This is a genomic window from Buttiauxella agrestis (genome assembly GCF_900446255.1).
GTDB classification, from domain to species: domain Bacteria; phylum Pseudomonadota; class Gammaproteobacteria; order Enterobacterales; family Enterobacteriaceae; genus Buttiauxella; species Buttiauxella agrestis.
Genome location: NZ_UIGI01000001.1, coordinates 2,767,013 through 2,783,977 on the forward strand (window position 1 = coordinate 2,767,013; position 16,965 = coordinate 2,783,977).

A 16,965-nucleotide genomic window follows, 5' to 3' on the forward strand; every position below is an offset into this window, starting at 1 on the left:
ATCTGTTTACCCATGATTTATGGTGTAAAAACATTTAGCAGTGTATGTTTCCCTTTTGATCTGAAGTGCCGGGCTATGAATAAAATCGTATACGTAGAAGACGATCCAGAAGTAGGAGCGTTGATTGCCGCTTATCTCGGCAAACATGACATTGATGTAATTGTTGAAAGCCGTGGCGACCGCGCCGAGGAGACGATTCAACAACAACGCCCTGACCTTGTGTTGCTGGATGTCATGTTACCCGGCAAAGATGGCATGACGTTGTGCCGCGATCTGCGTCCGCAATGGGATGGCCCGATTGTTCTTCTCACCTCTTTGGACAGCGATATGAACCATATTTTGTCGCTGGAGATGGGGGCTAACGATTATATTCTTAAAACCACTCCGCCTGCTGTTTTGCTGGCGCGTTTACGTCTGCATTTGCGCCAGCGCGTTTCGGCGCAACATACCGTTGAAAGCAATCCCAGCGCACTCAAACCCCACAAAGCCATGCGCTTTGGGACGCTATGTATCGATCCGGTGAACCGCCAGGTCACGCTCGGTGCTGAAAACATTACCCTTTCCACTGCGGATTTTGATTTGTTGTGGGAATTAGCCACTCATGCGGGGCAAATTATGGACCGCGACGCGTTACTTAAAAACCTGCGTGGCGTGACATACGATGGTCTGGATCGCAGCGTCGATGTCGCCATTTCGCGCCTGAGAAAAAAACTCTACGACAGCGCCACCGAACCCTTCCGTATCAAAACTGTGCGTAATAAAGGTTATCTTTTCGCACCTCACGCCTGGGAAAGTGAAGCCTGATGAAAAAGCTGTTTATTCAGTTTTATCTTCTGCTGTTCGTCTGTTTCCTGGTAATGACCATGCTGGTTGGCCTGGTCTATAAATTTACTGCCGAACGCGCGGGTCGCCAGTCACTCGATGATTTAATGAAAAGCTCGCTGTATTTGATGCGCAGCGAATTACGAGAGATCCCGCCACGGGACTGGAACCGCACGATTAAAGATCTCGATCTGAATTTGTCCTTTAAGCTTAATATTGAACCGATTGATAAATTCAAACTCGACGAAATGACCATGCACCATCTGCGTGCCGGGGAAATCGTCGCCCTCGACGATGAATACACCTTTATTCAGCGCATTCCTCGCAGCCATTATGTTCTGGCGGTCGGGCCGATACCGTATTTGTTCTTCCTGCACCAAATGCGGTTGCTGGATGTTGCGCTGATGGCGTTTATTGCGTTTTCTCTCGCCTTCCCGGTGTTTATCTGGATGCGTCCGCACTGGAAAGACATGCTTAAACTGGAAACCGCCGCGCAAAGATTAGGTACAGGCCATCTTGATGAACGCATTCATTTCGACAGTGCTTCAAGTTTTGAACGTTTAGGCGTCGCGTTTAACCAGATGGCTGACAGCATCAACGCGCAAATCGCCAGTAAGAAGCTGCTGATTGACGGTATTGCCCACGAGCTTCGTACACCGCTGGTGCGTTTGCGTTACCGCCTTGAGATGAGCGACAACCTGACCGAAGCCGAATTGCTGGCGCTCAATCGCGACATTGGTCAGCTGGAAGCATTAATTGAAGAGTTACTTACGTACGCCCGACTGGATCGTCCGCAAACCGAGCTACAACTGGCGCACGTGAATGTTCCGCGTTGGCTTGATGAACACATCGCCGATGTCAGAATTATTCATCCGCATCTCGATATTCAGCTTGATACGCCCGCCTCTGGCAATTTTGGCCTGATTGATCTGCGCCTGATGGAACGCGTCACCGATAACCTGATCAATAACGCCCTGCGCTATAGCAAAGAACGGCTTCGCGTGAGCTTGTGGCTGGATGCTGATACCGCGATTTTGCAGGTGGAAGATGACGGACCCGGCATTCCAGCTGAGGAACGGGAACGGGTATTTGAGCCGTTTGTGCGTCTGGACCCAAGTCGAGATCGTGCCACGGGTGGCTGTGGGCTGGGCCTGGCGATCGTTCATTCTGTCGCGACCGCGATGGAAGGCTCCGTGGTCGTCGATAGCGGTTCGCTGGGGGGCGCTCGCTTCCGCTTTAGCTGGCCGATAAAAACTGAATCCCCCTTGCCACTGGCATCCATCACACCTCGCCGCTAGAAATCACATTTTCACCTGCCCGACCAAAAACGGTGCAGGTGGTCAGGCTCTTCTCCCTGTGTTATAAATTATTAGTATGTTGTAACTAATGGAGGGTGAAATGGCAAAGTATGATTTGATTGATCGATTGAACGGTACTTTTCGTGAGCTTGAGCGCGACCTGCACCAGTTGCAGGAACAGCTTGATCGTTATCGTTTATTGGTTGGCCGTGTCTTTCAGTTACCTGCTGTAGATAAAGGTAAAGAGCACGATTCGGTGACTAAAATCGAGGTGACGCAACTGCTCGGTAAAGCGGCGCACCAGGCGACTCTCACCCATTTCACTCGTTTGTTCATTCAGCAACAGTCGGAGAAAACCAGCAGCAAAGCAGCGACTCGCCTGCCGGGAGCTCTTTGTTATCAGGTAGATGAAACCGAACGCAATCAGACTCAGAGGCTAGTTGGGCGGATTAATCAATTAAAACAAGAGCTGGAAAACATTATCAGCGTGGAGTCAGGTTTGCCCAGTGTGCAACGCTTTGAATGGGTTCACCGCCAGCTTCCAGGACTGATTACGCTCAACGCTTATCGCACGATTACGTTACTCGACAACCCTGACACGCTGAATTTTGGCTGGGCGAATAAACAAATCATCAAGAATTACACCCGCCGCGAAGTTATCGACATCCTGGAAAAGAGCCTGAAGGCGAATCGTTCGGTGCCGCCCTACACCCGCGAACAATGGGCTGAGCAAATCACGCGCGAGCTAAATTCAATCACCCGCCTTTCGGATAACGTGCGCCTGAAGATTAAGCGCCCGGTAAAAGTACAGCCCGTCGCCCGCGCCTGGTATCAGGAGCGCAAAAAGCAGGTGCAGCACGCATGCCCATCGCCTTTAATCGTGTTGTGTAACCGGGATAATGGCGAAGTGCCACCAGAGATGGGGGAATTATTGAATTACGATGCGGATAATATTCGCCATCGTTATAAGCCGGATGCACAGCCGCTACAACTGGTGATCCCGCGTCTGCATTTGTATTGCGAGGCATAAACGCAGACGCGGTAAAGTTTACTGCTTCATACTGCCGACCATTTCTTCCGGGCGTACCCACGCATCAAACTCATCCTCGGTGAGATAACCGAGTTTGAGTGCCGAGGCCTTCAACGTCAGCCCCTCTTTGTGGGCTTTCTTGGCAATTTCTGCGGCTTTATCGTAACCAATATGCGTATTAAGTGCCGTCACCAGCATCAGCGACTCATTGAGCAATTGTGTGATGCGATCGCGGTTCGGCTCGATACCCACCGCACAATGCTCATTGAAGCTTTCCATTCCGTCAGCCAGTAAACGCACCGATTGCAGGAAGTTATGAATCACCATCGGGCGATAGACGTTAAGCTCAAAATTGCCCGATGCGCCGCCCATATTGACCGCCACATCGTTGCCCATCACCTGGCAGCACAGCATGGTCATGGCTTCGCACTGCGTCGGATTAACCTTACCTGGCATAATCGAACTCCCCGGCTCGTTCTCAGGAATGGCAATTTCGCCAATCCCGCAGCGTGGCCCGGAAGATAGCCAACGCACATCATTGGCAATTTTCATCAGTGATGCAGCCAGCCCTTTTAATGCACCGTGAGAGTGAACCAGGGCATCACACGTAGCCAGCGCTTCAAATTTATTGGGGGCCGTCACAAACGGCTGGCCAGTAATTTCCGCCAACTCTTTTGCTACACGTACAGCGTATTCCGGGTGCGTATTCAGCCCTGTCCCCACCGCCGTGCCACCTAAGGCGAGTTCGGCAACATGCGGCAGGCTGTGTTCAACATGTTTTAGGCTGTGTTCAAGCATCGCGACCCAGCCTGAAATCTCCTGCCCGAGAGTTAACGGCGTGGCATCTTGCAAGTGGGTGCGGCCAATTTTTACGATGTCTTTGAAAGCCTCTGCTTTACCCTGCAACGTCTCTTTCAGCACGTTTAATTGCGGGATCAGTTGTTCACGCACCGCAATCAGCGCCGCAACGTGCATCGCCGTTGGAAAGACGTCGTTCGAACTTTGGCTCTTGTTCACGTCGTCATTCGGGTGGACTTTACGTTCCATGCCGCGCACCCCGCCGAGGATTTCACTCGCCCGGTTTGCCAGCACTTCGTTCATGTTCATATTGCTCTGGGTACCGGAACCGGTCTGCCAGATTGCCAGCGGGAATTCATCCGGATGTTTACCGGCCAGCACTTCGTCTGCCGCATCGATAATCGCCTTGCCGCGATCGGAAACCAGCAATCCCAGATCCATGTTCACCTTCGCCGCAGCGCGTTTGGTGAGCGCCAGCGCGTGAATCAGCGCGGTGGGCATTTTCTCCGTGGAAATGCGGAAGTGCTCAAGGGAGCGCTGAGTTTGCGCGCCCCACAGTTTATCTGCCGGGACGTCAATTGGGCCCATTGAGTCTTTTTCACTACGAACGGCTACCATTTCATTCTCCTTAGATTTGAGCATCCCCAAAGAATTTGGGGTAAAAAAAACCGCCCTTATGGGCGGCTTGAGTGTCTTACTTCACGCATCGCGTACATTGGGAGGCGTGTATTTTCTGGAAGAAGTCGTTGCCCTTGTCATCGACCAGAATAAAAGCTGGGAAATCTTCGACTTCGATTTTCCAGATGGCTTCCATTCCCAACTCCGCGTATTCGACACAATCCAGGCTCTTGATGCTTTGTTGCGCCAGCACAGCCGCCGGGCCGCCGATACTGCCAAGATAGAACCCGCCGTGTTTATGACAGGCGTCGGTCACTTGCTGGCTACGGTTGCCTTTTGCCAGCATCACCATGCTTCCGCCGTGGGACTGGAGTAAATCCACGTAGGAATCCATACGTCCGGCGGTGGTCGGCCCTAAAGAACCTGATGCATAACCGTCTGGCGTTTTAGCCGGGCCTGCGTAATAAACCGGGTGATCTTTAATGTATTGCGGCAAACCTTCGCCGTTGTCGATACGCTCTTTGAGTTTAGCGTGGGCAATATCACGCGCCACAATAATTGTCCCGCTCAGGGAAAGACGAGTGGAAACCGGGTATTGCGACAACTGTTTGAGGATCTCACTCATCGGACGGTTGAGATCGACTTTTATCGCCTCACCCTCGCCCGCCTGGCGTAATTCCTGCGGAATAAATTTGCCAGGATTGTGCTCAAGTTTCTCGATCCAGATCCCGTCGCGGTTGATCTTGGCTTTGATGTTTCGGTCCGCAGAGCACGATACGCCCATGCCTATCGGGCAAGACGCGCCGTGGCGTGGCAGGCGCACAACACGGATATCGTGAGCAAAATATTTACCGCCAAACTGCGCGCCCAGACCGAGGTTTTGCGCTTCTTTCAGCAACTCTTCTTCCAGCGGAACGTCACGGAACGCCTGGCCATGCTCGTTACCTTCTGTTGGCAGGCCGTCGTAATATTTAGTCGACGCGAGTTTCACGGTTTTTAGCGTTGCTTCGGCAGAAGTTCCACCAATCACAAACGCCACATGATACGGCGGGCAGGCAGCCGTACCGAGGCTGCGCATTTTCTCCACCAGGTATTCTTTCAGACGGCCCGGACTCAACAGCGCCTTCGTTTCCTGGTAGAGGTAAGTTTTGTTCGCTGAACCGCCACCTTTGGCGATACAGAGGAATTTGTATTCAGCGCCATCTACGCTGTAGAGGTCGATTTGCGCAGGCAAGTTAGTGCCTGTATTCACCTCTTTGTACATATCCAGCGCCGCGTTTTGCGAGTAGCGCAGGTTATCTTCAATAAAGGTGTTGTAAACGCCACGGGACAACGCTTCCTCATCACCACCGCCGGTCCAGACGCGTTGGCCTTTTTTACCCATGATGATGGCTGTGCCGGTATCCTGGCAGGTTGGCAAAATGCCCTTTGCAGCAATTTCGGAGTTACGCAGAAACTGGAGCGCGACATACTTATCGTTTTCGCTGGCTTCGGGATCATTGAGGATATCGGCCACCTGCTGCTGATGCGCCGGGCGCAACATAAACGAGGCATCGTGGAAGGCGTGTTGAGTGAGTAACGTGAGGGCTTTAGGGTCAACTTTCAGGACTTCCTGCCCTTCAAACTCTGATACGGAAACATAATCGCTGCTGAGCAGGTAGTATTCGGTTTCGTCTTTTTTTAACGGGAACGGTTCTTGATAATGAAAGTCTTTATTCGGCATTGTTCTCTCACTTACTACGTTAATTATTATCTTTTATACCCTTTAGATTCCAAGCCTGAGCCAACCCCGCTGTGGCTTGAAAGATAACGGGCCTAACATGCTACACAATTTTTTAACAAAAACTGAGACTAAACCGACTTTTTAATCCCCTGGTTACTTCACTGCGGATAATTGGTTTAATAGCAGTAACTTTGTTTAGATTACTATAGGGCTTACTGATGCAAAAACTCATTAACTCAGTGCAAAACTATGCCTGGGGAAGTAAAACTGCGTTAACAGAACTTTATGGTGTGGAAAATCCTGAAAATCTGCCAATGGCAGAACTATGGATGGGTGCACATCCAAAAAGCAGCTCAAAAATTCTTAATAACGGCCAGGTTCAATCGCTACGTGATGTGATTGACGCTGATAAGCCGACACTTTTAGGCAAGGCCGTTGCAGAGCGTTTTGGTGAGTTACCTTTTCTCTTCAAAGTGCTGTGTGCCGATCAACCGCTTTCCATTCAGGTTCATCCTAACAAAAAGGCATCTGAATTAGGCTTTGCCAAAGAAAATGCTGCGGGCATTCCACTGGATGCCGCCGAGCGCAATTATAAAGATCCAAACCACAAGCCAGAGCTGGTGTTTGCGTTAACGCCCTTCCTCGCCATGAACGCCTTCCGCGAGTTCTCCGATATCGTTTCTCTGTTACAGCCAGTTTCCGGCGCGCATCCGGCAATTGCTCATTTCTTGCAAGAGCCGAATGCTGAATGCCTGTCGCAACTTTTCGCCAGCCTGCTGAATATGAAAGGTGAAGAGAAATCGCTCGCACTCGGCGTGTTGAAAGCCGCGCTGAATAATCAGCAAGGCGAACCGTGGGAAACCATTCGCGTCATTTCCGAGTTCTACCCGGATGACAGCGGTTTATTCTCGCCTTTGTTGCTCAATGTGGTGAAATTACAACCAGGCGAAGCGATGTTCCTGTTCGCTGAAACCCCACATGCCTATCTCAAAGGCGTCGCTCTCGAAGTCATGGCGAATTCCGATAACGTACTTCGTGCAGGGTTAACGCCAAAATATATCGATATTCCGGAGCTGGTCGCCAACGTTAAATTCGAGCCAAAGCCAGCCGCAGAATTACTGACTCAACCTGAGAAGCACGCGGGCGAACTCGACTTCCCTATTCCGGTTGATGACTTTGCTTTCTCTTTACACGACCTGAGTACGCAGCAGGCAAGCCTTGCGCAGCCGAGCGCCGCCATTGTGTTCTGTACTGAAGGTGAAGCGGTGTTGAGCAAAGACGGGCAGCAACTGGTGCTTAAACCAGGCGAGTCGGCCTTTATTTCTGCGCAGGAATCTCCGGTTTCAATCAGTGGTGTGGGCCGCGTTGCGCGGGTTTATTCCAAAATCTGAGTTATAAGCAACTTACTGATCTTTTGAAGCAAGATTGCTAAGCTCTAGGATGAGTTTCTTAAATGCCTCTACCCAAGCATCTATACGATGCCGCGTAAAAGGTATTTCTTTCGCCTGCCGGAGGACTCCCGGCAGGTGCACTTAATATGGACTACGACAGAATGAAAAAATCACTGGTTGCTGTAGGTGTTATTGTGGCTCTGGGTGTGGTGTGGACGGGCACAGCCTGGTACACCGGTAAGCAGCTCGAAGGCCGCATGGCTGAAATGGTAAGTAACGCTAACGCCGAATTGAACAAAGCCTCGCCGGAAGCTGGTTTGACGCTGAGCTACCAGGATTATCATCGTGGACTGTTCCATAGTTCCATGCAGTTGGTCGTTAAACCGACCGCCGGGCAGACGAGCGCCATTCTGAAACCTGATCAAAGTATCGTCTTCAACGAAACAATCGATCACGGTCCATTCCCGTTCGCTCAACTGAAAAAATTCAATCTGATTCCTTCGATGGCATCAGTTCACACCACGCTTGTGAATAACCCAACCACTAAGCCTTTGTTTGATATTGCTAAAGGTCAGTCCTTTATTGATGCGCAAACGCGTATTGGCTACAACGGCGACACCTCTTCCGATATCGATTTGCTGCCATTGAATTACGAAAAAGGCGAAGAGAAAGTGGCGTTCAGCGGCGGTCAGTTCAAGGCCGATGTTGATGGTCAGGGTGACAAAATTGCCGTCAGCGGTGAAGCGCAAAGCGGGCTGGTGAATACTGTTAATGAATACGGTCAGCACGTGCAGATGACGTTCAACGGCATCAAAACCGACGGTGAAAGCTCGCGCAGCGAATTTGTCGAACGCATCGGCAGCCAAAAAGCCTCTATCGAGAAGCTCGCGGTGACTGTTGAAGGCAAAGAAATGGCGGTGTTCGAAGGTTTGAATATCAATGCTAAATCTGAGCTTCAGGAAGATAAAAAACATCTTTCAGGGCAAATTGATTACACCCTGAACTCGCTGAAAGTACAGAATAAAGATATTGGTAGCGGCAAGTTAACGATCAAAATCGGCAATCTCGACGGTGCCGCGGTGCATGAGTTCAGCCAGAAATATAACGCTGAATCGCAAAAACTACTGGCCGATCCGAATCTTGCGCAGAATCCAGAAGCTTATCAGCAGCGTATTGTGGAGCTGTTTGCTGCAAACTTGCCGATGTTGCTAAAAGGTGACCCGGTCATTACCGTTGCGCCGTTGAGCTGGAAAAATGCGAAAGGCGAAAGCAGCTTTAATCTTTCCCTGTTCCTGAAAGATCCCGCGCTGGCAACTGGCGAGCCAACCACTCCAGAACAGCAGCTTGATCGCGTCGTAAAATCACTCGACAGCAAACTGGTTATTCCAGTGGATATGGCAACTGAATTGATGACTCAGGTCGCGCAGCTTGAAGGCTACCAGCCGGCTGAAGCCGCAAAACTTGCCGATCAGCAAATCAAAGGCCTGGCAGCGATGGGACAAATGTTCCGCGTGACCACCATGGAAGACAACAAAGTCGTTTCCAGCCTGCAATACTCAAACGGCCAGGTCACACTCAACGGCCAAAAAATGCCTCTGGATCAGCTGTTAGGTATGTTTGGTATGGCGGCCCCTGGCGAACCAGAAGCGGCTCCAGTACCTGAACTGGAAACACCGGTCGTTCCGGCAGTGCCAGCAGTTCCTCAGCAGTAATTATTTGTTTTGCCCGCTGTCTAAAGCCTCCCACGGAGGCTTTTTCGTTTATCGCATCCTTCGATTCACATTCTGGCACTGGCGGTAACGCGCTTTTGTTTCCGTTGATGGGTGCTTTTTTGAAAATCTGTTTAAACGCAATCCCCCCCTCAGTAGCACAAACATAAATTATTTGTATCCTTAAGTGGCGAAATGTAACTCTTTGGTTATATTTAAAAAACGAAAATGCTTAGCAGTGATTCTTATCACTTGAGCGACCAAATAATTTCGAGATGTGATTACTCGAAGAAGCTGAGTAGTTAGAAGGTTTTAACATGAGGGATACAAATGAGACTTACGTTGATCGTCAAAAGTCTTGCACTGGCGGGGTTACTTTCCTCCACTGCACTGACACCTTTGTTCGCGCAGGAAGCACCCAAAGGTGCCACAGCGTCAACAAAGCAAGCTAACGATGCACTTTATAACCAGCTTCCTTTCTCCGATAACACCGATTTCACGAATGCCCACAAAGGCTTTATCGCCGCTTTACCTCAGGAGGTGATTAAAGGCGAGCAGGGAAATGTTATCTGGAACCCGCAACAGTATGCATTTATCAAAGAAGGGGAAAAATCCCCTGACACCGTAAACCCGAGCCTTTGGCGACAGTCTCAGTTGATCAACATTAGCGGTCTGTTTGAAGTGACTGAGGGCGTTTACCAGATCCGTAACCTCGATTTATCCAACATGACTATCATAGAGGGTAAAGAAGGGATTACCGTCGTTGACCCGCTGGTTTCAGCAGAAACAGCAAAAGTCGGCATGGATTTGTACTTCAAAAATCGCGGCAATAAACCTGTCGTCGCCATCATTTATACCCATAGCCACGTTGACCACTATGGCGGCGTGCGTGGTGTGGTTGATGAAGCGGATGTGAAATCCGGGAAGGTAAAAGTTTATGCGCCAGCAGGCTTCATGGAAGCAGCGGTCGCGGAAAACATTATGGCGGGCAATGTCATGAGCCGCCGTGCCAGCTATATGTATGGCAACCTCCTGAAACCTGAAGCCACCGGCCAGGTCGGCGCGGGTCTGGGCACCACCACCTCAGCGGGTACCGTGACGCTGATTGCCCCAACGAACATCATCGAGAAAGATGGCCAGAAGGAAGTCATTGATGGTCTGACTTATGACTTCATGCTGGCACCGGGTTCAGAAGCCCCGTCTGAAATGCTGTGGTATATCGAAGAGAAGAAACTCATCGAAGCCGCAGAGGATGTGACTCACACTCTGCACAATACTTACTCCCTGCGCGGCGCGAAAATTCGTGAACCGCTGCCATGGTCGAAATACATCAACGAAGCCATTGTGCGTTGGGGTGACAAAGCCGAAATCATTATGGCTCAGCACCACTGGCCGACCTGGGGTAACGAAAACGTGGTTGGCCTGCTGAAAAGCCAGCGTGACCTGTATCGTTATATCAACGACCAGACCCTGCGCATGGCCAACGAAGGCCTGACACGCGATGAAATTGCTGCCAACTTCAAACTGCCAGACAGCCTGGCGAAAACCTGGGCTAACCGCGGCTATTACGGCTCCATCAGCCATGACGTGAAAGCGACCTATGTGCTGTATCTCGGCTGGTACGATGGCAACCCGGCAACGCTTGATGAATTACCGCCGGAAGAAGCGGCTAAGAAATTTGTTGAATACATGGGCGGTGCCGATGCGATTCTTCAGAAAGCGAAAACCGACTTTGACCAGGGTAACTACCGTTGGGTTGCTCAGGTGGTAAGTAAGGTGGTGTTTGCCGATCCAAATAACCAGAATGCGCGTAACCTGGAAGCGGACGCACTGGAGCAACTGGGTTATCAGGCTGAGTCCGGCCCATGGCGTAACTTCTACCTGACCGGTGCTCAGGAGCTGCGCAATGGTGTGGTTAAAGGCCCGACGCCGAATACTGCAAGCCCGGATACCGTTCGTGCGATGACGCCTGAAATGTTCTTCGATTTCCTGGCGGTACATATCAACGGTGAAAAAGCCGGCAATGCCAAAGCGGTATTTAATATCGATCTCGGCAGCGACGGCGGCAAGTACAAGCTGGAGCTGGAAAACGGCGTGCTAAACCACACGCCTAATGCAGAAGCGAAAGATGCGGATGCCACGATTGCTCTGAACCGTGACACGCTGAATAAAATCATCCTGAAAGAAGAAACCCTGAAGCAGGCTGAAGATAAAGGCGAGGTTAAGGTCACAGGGAATGGTGCGAAGCTCGATGAGATGTTGGGCTATATGGACAAGTTTGAGTTCTGGTTCAATATCGTTACACCATAAATGAACACCCTGCGGCAGCGATGCCGCAGGGTGTTTACATCAGGGATATTAATTTAGTTTTTACGTATCACCAATCTCGCCGGCATAATCTGACTACGAGCTTCTTCGTTATCGTTTTGCACTCGTTTGACAATCCGCTGCCCGGCACTGCGCCCGATTTCTCGAGCCGGTGTTGACACCCAGGTTAAGGGCAAATCATCCAGTTCGTCGTCCATCACTTCCGCGAAAGCGGCCAGCGCCACGTGCCTGTCGTAGTAACTGTCGATACTTCCCTCGCCGCTTTGCCGCCCCGCTCGCAGTAAACCAAACCATGCGCCCATTGCCACAATGCTGTTATGGCAAAGCACGGCGGTAATGGTCGGGTTATGCTGCAACAACGTGGTAATGGCGTCTGCTGCCTTTTTCTGGCTCGGTTCGCATTCAATAATCCACTCGCTGTGGAATGGCAAACCGTATTGCAGCAGTGTGGCGCAGTAACCGCCGACGCGTTCGGCGCGAGTTAATGACGAACCGTCGCCACCCAGCCACGCAATCCGCTGGTGCCCGCGTTTGATTAAATGCTCCGTCACCAGCTGTGCGGCCTGCATGTTATCAGGCCTGATGATATCGGCTTCGTCGAGATAACTGGCGCGGGAGGCAAACACCAGCGGCAGGTTTTTTTGTTCGGCAATGGCGCGCATATCTGCACCCTGTCCTGCCGCGCCTGCCACAATAATCCCGTCCACGCCCTGCGCCACCAGCATGTCAAAGCAACGCTGCATATGCTGCCCTTGCGCACCGCTTTGCGTCAGAAACAACAGTTTGCCCTGCTTCTCCAGTTCATCCGTCAGGCCCGCAGTCAGTTCCGCATAGAAAGGGTTACAAAGATCGCGCACGATCAAACCAATCACACCGCTTTGACCGCCACGCAATGAAACGGCTTGCCGGTTACGCACAAATCCTAATTTTTCGATGGCTTCATTCACGCGTATCCCGGTCGCCGGAGAAATGCGACCTTTGCCGCTAAGCACCAGTGAAACTGTCGTGACAGAAACCCCTGCGGCTTCAGCGACTTCGTGAATGGTTATTTTCTTTTCTTGAATCGTCATTAGTCAGACGAATCCTCCATGAAGCAAATTGGGTGATAAAACGTTTAACCCGTATGAGCATATTAGGCACTGTACTGCGCTTTGGATCTGTGAACTAACACGCAATAAAGCTTGGTAAAACGTTTTATCATCCGTCTCGTTTTGTACCACTACTCATTTATTAACCAGGGTTAAAGGAGTCGTTATGGCGGCTAATACACCACAAAAAATTACGCTTTGGGAGTTTTTTCAAAACCTTGGCAAAACGTTTATGTTGCCAGTGGCATTGTTGTCATTCTGCGGCATCATGCTCGGTATCGGCAGTTCACTAAGTAGTCACGATGTTGTTACATTACTTCCGACATTAGGTAATCCCGTTTTACAACTGATTTTCACCTGGATGGGCAAAGTCGGTTCGTTTGCATTTAGTTTCCTGCCAATCATGTTTTGTATCGCCATCCCACTTGGCCTTGCACGTGAAAACAAAGGTGTTGCAGCGTTTGCCGGTTTTGTCGGTTACGCGGTAATGAACCTGGCGGTGAACTTCTGGCTAACCGCCAAAGGCATTCTGCCTACCACTGACGCAGCAATCCTGAAAGCGAACAACATTCAAAATATCCTGGGTATTCAGTCTATTGATACCGGTATTTTGGGTGCGGTCATTGTCGGGATCATCGTTTTCCTGCTTCACGAACGTTTCCACAATGTACGCCTGCCAGATGCTTTAGCCTTCTTCGGCGGTACGCGCTTTGTGCCAATCATTACTACCGTCGTTATGGGGCTGGTAGGTCTGGTTATCCCGTTGATTTGGCCTGTTTTTGCAGCCGGGATCAACGCACTGGGCAATATGATCAACAGCGCAGGCATGTTTGGACCGATGATCTTCGGGACGGGCGAGCGTTTATTACTGCCATTTGGCTTGCACCACATCCTTGTTGCGCTGATTCGCTTTACGGATGCTGGCGGCACGATGGATGTTTGTGGTCACAGCGTCAGCGGCGCATTGACCATCTTCCAGGCGCAGTTGAGTTGCCCGAGTGTTCATGGGTTCTCCGAAAGTGCGACCCGCTTCCTTTCTCAGGGTAAAATGCCTGCCTTCCTCGGGGGTTTGCCTGGTGCTGCACTGGCGATGTATCACTGTGCTCGCCCGGAAAACCGTCATAAAATTAAAGGCCTGCTGATTTCTGGTGTGATCGCTTGTGTGATTGGCGGCACCACTGAACCGCTTGAGTTCCTGTTCTTGTTCGTGGCTCCGGTTCTGTATGTTATCCACGCGTTATTGACCGGCCTTGGCTTTACCATCATGGCTGTTCTTGGCGTGACAATCGGCAATACCGATGGCAACGTTATCGACTTTGTGGTGTTTGGTATCCTGCACGGTCTGGCAACGAAATGGTATCTGGTGCCAGTGGTTGCAGCTATCTGGTTTGCGGCGTACTACGCCATCTTCCGCTTCGCCATTACTCGCTTCAATATCAAAACGCCAGGCCGCGATATTGATACCACCACCAGCGCTGAAAAAGCCATCGCCGGTCAGGTCGGTAAATCTGGCTACAATGTCCCAGCGATGTTGGCTGCCCTCGGCGGCGCGGATAATATTGTCTCACTCGACAACTGCATCACTCGTCTGCGTATGTCGGTGAAAGATATGGCTTTGGTGGACAGTGCTGCATTGAAAAATCTGCGCGCAATTGGTGTCGTGCAACTCAACCAGCATAATCTGCAAGTGGTGATTGGGCCGCAGGTCCAGTCGGTGAAAGATGAAATGGCGCATCTGATGCAAACAGCTCAGGCGTAAATCACAATGGGCGCTGCGGCGCCCTTTGTTGCAAGATGATATTGTTGCGAGGTGATATGTTCGATTTCTCCACCCCCGTTGACCGTCACGGAACCTGGTGTACCCAGTGGGATTATGTCGCAGACCGTTTCGGTGCCGCCGATCTCCTGCCCTTCACTATCTCCGATATGGATTTCCCTACCGCTCCGGTCATTCTCGACGCTCTGCAAAAACGGTTGTCTCACGGCGTCTTAGGCTATAGCCGCTGGAAGAATGAAGAGTTCCTCGGGGCGATTGCGCACTGGTACAGCGTCCGTTTTAACAGCGTCATTGATAAAGAATCGGTGGTGTACGGCCCGTCAGTGATTTATATGGTTTCACAGTTGATTCGCCAGTGGTCAGAACCAGGCGACGCCGTGCTTATCCACACTCCGGCCTACGACGCATTTTATAAAGCCATCGAGGGTAACAAGCGCCAGGTGTTTAGCGCGCCGCTGCATAAAACCGAAAGCGGCTGGATGTGCGACATGGCAGCGCTTGAAGCACAACTGGCAAAGCCTGAATGCAAAATCATGCTGCTGTGCAGCCCACAAAACCCAACCGGTAAAGTCTGGACGCGCGCGGAACTCGATACCATGGCAACGCTTTGCGAACGCCACGATGTGCGCGTCATTAGCGATGAAATCCATATGGATATGGTGTGGGAAGGCCACCGTCATACCCCGTGGAATGAAGTCGGGAAAGGCCAGTGGGCTCTGTTCACTTCGGGTTCCAAAAGCTTCAACATTCCGGCGTTAACGGGGGCATATGGCCTGATTAATGACGCCGATGAACGTCAAAAATACCTGAGTGTGCTGAAAGGCCAGGACGGTCTATCCTCACCCGCCATTCTTGCGGTGATTGCCCATATTGCGGCTTATCAGGAAGGCGCGGCATGGCTGGATGAACTGCGGACTTACCTGCAAAGTAATCTGCGTTTTGTGGCCGATGCGCTCAACAGTGAGTTTGCGCAACTGAACTGGCAACCGCCAGAGTCAACGTATCTGGCGTGGATTGATTTACGCCCGCTGGGTATTGATGACAATGCGCTGCAAACGGCGTTAATTGAGCAACAAAAAGTCGCCATCATGCCGGGATATACCTACGGCGAGGAAGGGAAAGGCTTCGTGCGCCTGAATGCCGGTTGCCCGCGAGTGAAGCTTGAAGAGGGCGTGAAACGCCTGATTGCGGCGATTAAGTCACTGCAATAGCATTACTTAGAAAATAAGGGGAGGAAACTCCCCTGGCTCTGCGTAGGTCGGATAAGCGATAGCGCCATCCGACAACACTGGCGAAAATGGTGGATGATGCTATCGCTTATCCCTCCTACAAAACCCGTTTATCACCTTTGTCAGCAATCAGCTAGGAGGCCACTTCCCTTTTAACGTGCGCAACATAGCTTTTTGGACGCATTTGTTTTTATAATTCCACACACCTACTTTTAATACAGTAACTTACCGTAGCGGACCGCACTCATACGCCACATGCTGCTTAAAGTCACCCCGAGTCATGCCTACCTTGCCGCACGTCGCTTGGCACAAAAATGTCACACCATTGCCACCACGCAATTAAATCTGTAGTGGGCAAGAAAACTAACCACGACATTAGCCGTAATATCTGACAGTTAACTTTGCTCCAGGCGTAAATTATCCCCACAGGCAAGCTGCGGTAAGTTTTTGATCACATAGCAAAATGGTACTATTGCTGGTTCGTAATGTAGGTTTTACGATGCCAGTCCGCACACGAAGGAGAAATCAGTAATGCCATATAAAGAGTAAGAATCTCAGTTCCATTTGCGATTACCTTACGAAGTACACGCAAAGAGCAACGATGTATAACCGCTCACTAAACGCCGAAATTCTGGCGACTAATGAAGACTCACTGGCAAGACCTTCTCCTGTGCTTGGGTATAGCGATGACGCAGAGCGCCTAGTAGATGTATAATCCGAGTCTGTGAAGAAAATGATTTTTAAAGCACCTACAGAAATTTATAGCAAGGATAAGAAATGAAAGCTCTTGTTGCTCTAGTTTTAATTTTCTCATCAGCATTTGTGCATGCAACTATGCGAGAAATGCAAACTGGAAACGATATGCTTTACAATATTAATCAAGCAAAGAAAGGCGATAGTTTTACTTCTATGTATATATCTGGATACATGAGAGGTATTTCTGATTACGCTCTGATTATTGGGGGTATATGCCCTCCTGATGGAGTTGATATGGACCAATACATCGACATAGTTGCCGATTATTTGAACAAAAATCCAATTAACCGTAACGAGCCATCTTCTATATTGGCGGCTGTAGCTATGGGAAAAGCTTTCCCATGTAAGAAAAAATAACAGGTCACTGACCTGGCATCGCATTTGCCTATTGGGGATAT

At 50.5% G+C, this 16,965-nt stretch carries 13 protein-coding genes; 10 read left to right on the plus strand and 3 right to left on the minus strand.

What is annotated here, in order from left to right:
* The first annotated feature begins 75 nt into the window (after positions 1 to 75).
* The 3 genes from rstA to tus all read left to right on the plus strand — a co-directional run bounded on the left by rstA (position 76) and on the right by tus (position 3,150).
* A complete protein-coding gene (gene rstA / locus DY231_RS13195; protein ID WP_115628926.1) occupies positions 76 to 804 on the plus strand; it encodes a two-component system response regulator RstA in 729 nt (242 codons plus the stop codon).
* Complete coding sequence (gene rstB / locus DY231_RS13200; protein ID WP_115628928.1) at positions 804 to 2,120, plus strand: two-component system sensor histidine kinase RstB; 1,317 nt, start codon at positions 804 to 806, stop codon at positions 2,118 to 2,120. The genes rstA and rstB overlap by 1 nt, the downstream gene beginning before the upstream one ends.
* Before the next feature lie 100 nt (positions 2,121 to 2,220).
* Complete coding sequence (gene tus / locus DY231_RS13205; protein WP_115628930.1) at positions 2,221 to 3,150, plus strand: DNA replication terminus site-binding protein; 930 nt, start codon at positions 2,221 to 2,223, stop codon at positions 3,148 to 3,150.
* A gap of 18 nt (positions 3,151 to 3,168) precedes the next feature.
* Here the strand turns inward: tus and fumC are convergent, their stop codons facing one another.
* A complete protein-coding gene (gene fumC / locus DY231_RS13210; protein ID WP_115628932.1) occupies positions 3,169 to 4,566 on the minus strand; it encodes a class II fumarate hydratase in 1,398 nt (465 codons plus the stop codon).
* A 76-nt stretch (positions 4,567 to 4,642) separates the two neighbouring features.
* Entirely contained in the window at positions 4,643 to 6,289 is a 1,647-nt protein-coding gene (fumA, locus tag DY231_RS13215; RefSeq protein WP_115628934.1) for a class I fumarate hydratase FumA, read from the minus strand.
* A 218-nt stretch (positions 6,290 to 6,507) separates the two neighbouring features.
* Here fumA and manA point away from each other — a divergent pair, with 218 nt between their 5' ends.
* The 3 genes from manA (at position 6,508) to DY231_RS13230 (ending at position 11,699) form a co-directional block, all read left to right on the plus strand.
* Positions 6,508 to 7,680, plus strand: coding sequence for a mannose-6-phosphate isomerase (gene manA / locus DY231_RS13220; protein ID WP_115628936.1), 1,173 nt, complete (start codon positions 6,508 to 6,510; stop codon positions 7,678 to 7,680).
* Between the two features lie 161 nt (positions 7,681 to 7,841).
* Positions 7,842 to 9,392 (plus strand): YdgA family protein, encoded by a 1,551-nt coding sequence (locus DY231_RS13225; RefSeq protein WP_115631841.1) that lies wholly within the window; start codon positions 7,842 to 7,844, stop codon positions 9,390 to 9,392.
* A gap of 327 nt (positions 9,393 to 9,719) precedes the next feature.
* Positions 9,720 to 11,699 carry an alkyl/aryl-sulfatase gene (locus tag DY231_RS13230; protein WP_034495040.1) on the plus strand — a complete coding sequence of 660 codons (1,980 nt, stop codon included), beginning with the start codon at positions 9,720 to 9,722 and terminating at the stop codon, positions 11,697 to 11,699.
* A gap of 53 nt (positions 11,700 to 11,752) precedes the next feature.
* Here the strand turns inward: DY231_RS13230 and DY231_RS13235 are convergent, their stop codons facing one another.
* A complete protein-coding gene (locus DY231_RS13235; RefSeq protein WP_115628938.1) occupies positions 11,753 to 12,787 on the minus strand; it encodes a Mal regulon transcriptional regulator MalI in 1,035 nt (344 codons plus the stop codon).
* A gap of 184 nt (positions 12,788 to 12,971) precedes the next feature.
* On the opposite strand from DY231_RS13235, the gene malX reads away from it, so the two are divergent.
* From malX to DY231_RS13255, 4 genes are all read left to right on the plus strand, one after another.
* Positions 12,972 to 14,564, plus strand: a complete 1,593-nt coding sequence (malX, locus tag DY231_RS13240; protein ID WP_115628940.1) for a maltose/glucose-specific PTS transporter subunit IIBC — start codon at positions 12,972 to 12,974, stop codon at positions 14,562 to 14,564.
* A 56-nt stretch (positions 14,565 to 14,620) separates the two neighbouring features.
* Positions 14,621 to 15,793, plus strand: a complete 1,173-nt coding sequence (locus tag DY231_RS13245; RefSeq protein WP_115628942.1) for a MalY/PatB family protein — start codon at positions 14,621 to 14,623, stop codon at positions 15,791 to 15,793.
* 619 nt (positions 15,794 to 16,412) lie between these two features.
* The gene (locus tag DY231_RS13250) at positions 16,413 to 16,526 is read left to right on the plus strand and encodes an Arc family DNA-binding protein (protein ID WP_115628944.1); all 114 of its coding nucleotides are present in this window, start codon (positions 16,413 to 16,415) and stop codon (positions 16,524 to 16,526) included.
* 62 nt (positions 16,527 to 16,588) lie between these two features.
* On the plus strand, positions 16,589 to 16,924 hold the full coding sequence (locus tag DY231_RS13255; protein ID WP_115628946.1) for a Rap1a/Tai family immunity protein: 336 nt from the start codon (positions 16,589 to 16,591) through the stop codon (positions 16,922 to 16,924).
* The last annotated feature ends 41 nt before the right edge of the window (positions 16,925 to 16,965 follow it).

Coding starts and splice junctions, on each gene's coding strand:
- fumC (WP_115628932.1), bottom strand. CDS start 4,566: ATGGTAGCCGTTCGTAGTGAAAAAGACTCAATGGGCCCAATTGACGTC.
- tus (WP_115628930.1), top strand. CDS start 2,221: ATGGCAAAGTATGATTTGATTGATCGATTGAACGGTACTTTTCGTGAG.
- manA (WP_115628936.1), top strand. CDS start 6,508: ATGCAAAAACTCATTAACTCAGTGCAAAACTATGCCTGGGGAAGTAAA.
- DY231_RS13230 (WP_034495040.1), top strand. CDS start 9,720: ATGAGACTTACGTTGATCGTCAAAAGTCTTGCACTGGCGGGGTTACTT.
- rstA (WP_115628926.1), top strand. CDS start 76: ATGAATAAAATCGTATACGTAGAAGACGATCCAGAAGTAGGAGCGTTG.
- fumA (WP_115628934.1), bottom strand. CDS start 6,289: ATGCCGAATAAAGACTTTCATTATCAAGAACCGTTCCCGTTAAAAAAA.
- malX (WP_115628940.1), top strand. CDS start 12,972: ATGGCGGCTAATACACCACAAAAAATTACGCTTTGGGAGTTTTTTCAA.
- rstB (WP_115628928.1), top strand. CDS start 804: ATGAAAAAGCTGTTTATTCAGTTTTATCTTCTGCTGTTCGTCTGTTTC.
- DY231_RS13225 (WP_115631841.1), top strand. CDS start 7,842: ATGAAAAAATCACTGGTTGCTGTAGGTGTTATTGTGGCTCTGGGTGTG.
- DY231_RS13235 (WP_115628938.1), bottom strand. CDS start 12,787: ATGACGATTCAAGAAAAGAAAATAACCATTCACGAAGTCGCTGAAGCC.
- DY231_RS13255 (WP_115628946.1), top strand. CDS start 16,589: ATGAAAGCTCTTGTTGCTCTAGTTTTAATTTTCTCATCAGCATTTGTG.
- DY231_RS13250 (WP_115628944.1), top strand. CDS start 16,413: ATGTATAACCGCTCACTAAACGCCGAAATTCTGGCGACTAATGAAGAC.
- DY231_RS13245 (WP_115628942.1), top strand. CDS start 14,621: ATGTTCGATTTCTCCACCCCCGTTGACCGTCACGGAACCTGGTGTACC.